Origin of the sequence: Pseudomonas sp. 14P_5.3_Bac1 (assembly GCF_025466135.1) — a bacterium.
GTDB lineage: Bacteria > Pseudomonadota > Gammaproteobacteria > Pseudomonadales > Pseudomonadaceae > Aquipseudomonas.
The window spans coordinates 1-1,258 of sequence record NZ_JANLOF010000040.1 but is presented as its reverse complement, the minus strand read 5'-3'; the positions used below and the strand labels follow the sequence as shown (position 1 = coordinate 1,258).

Here is a 1,258-nt window from a genome sequence, read left to right as displayed (position 1 = left end):
TGTACGGACCGGACACATGGTTGACGGGTGTGCGGGGACATGGTGGACACTTTTGGCGAGCCAACTTCGCCGGAAAGCCATCATGCCCTGGGACACGAGAGATACCATGAGCCTGAAAGAAGAGTTCATTGCCTTAGCACGGCAACCCGGCAGCAATAAACGAGAGCTGTGTCGACGGTTCGGCATCAGCCCGCAAACGGCCTATAAGTGGTTGAAACGCTATGAAATGCATGGGCAGTCCGGGCTGCAAGAGAAATCCCGAAAACCTGCGACTAGCCCAAAGCTAACCGCGCCAGCTTTGGAGGCGCAGGTCATAGCGCTTAGGCAAGCACATCCCGCTTGGGGCGGACGCACAATCAGCAGCCTTTTGAAAAAGCAGATTGCTCCTAGCACTGTCACCAATGTTTTGCACCGATGCGGGCTGATTCAGCTTGTTCAGAAGGAACAAGAAGCAAAGCTGAGATTTGAACACGATGCACCTAACGATCTTTGGCAGATGGATTTCAAAGGGCACTTCCCGACACAAGAAGGCCGATGCCATCCCCTGACGTTGTTGGACGATCACTCACGATTCAATTTGGCGATTCAAGCTTGTGATAACGAGCGTGGAATCACGGTGAAGGAAAAGATGATCGAGGTATTTCAGCGCTTTGGGTTACCGGCTCGCATCAACGTTGACAATGGACCACCATGGGGCTCGCCACGCAACCCTGGGGAAATCACAGAACTAAGTATCTGGTTGATTCGCTTGGGGATCAGGATCAGCTTCAGTCGTCCTTACCACCCTCAAACCAATGGAAAGATTGAACGTTTTCATCGTTCACTCAAAGCGGAGGTGCTTGATGGGCGTCAATTCTCTACGATCAAGGATGCTCAAACAGCGTTTGATCAATGGCGTGAGGTCTATAACTTAAAACGCCCTCACCAAGCACTGGATTACAAGGTGCCTATGGACCGGTACCGAGCAAGCCCTTGGGCTTATCCGCAGCAGCTATCGGAATTTGAATATGGGCCGGATGATGTGCTGGCCAAGGTTTATCACAGCCGATTTCGCTTTCAGAAACGTTATTTCAGCATCGCCAAGGGGCTGGTTGGGCAGCACATCGCAGTTCGACCCAACCCTGAAAGTGACGGGCTCTTTGACGTCTACTTCTGCCACCACTTCCTACGAACGATCGACATGAGCAAACCTGACTATGGTTCATAATGTGTCAACCATGTCCCCGCACATGTGTCCACCATGTGTCCGGTCCGTACA

At 52.0% G+C, this 1,258-nt stretch carries 1 protein-coding gene; it reads left to right on the top strand.

What is annotated here, in order from left to right:
* The first annotated feature begins 82 nt into the window (after positions 1–82).
* Entirely contained in the window at positions 83–1,207 is a 1,125-nt protein-coding gene (locus tag NTD89_RS10195) for an IS481 family transposase (RefSeq protein ID WP_262207404.1), read from the top strand.
* Positions 1,208–1,258 lie beyond the last annotated feature (51 nt).

What these genes read in the sequence shown, in the direction of transcription:
- NTD89_RS10195 (WP_262207404.1), top strand. Translation starts at nt 83, where the DNA reads ATGCCCTGGGACACGAGAGATACCATGAGCCTGAAAGAAGAGTTCATT.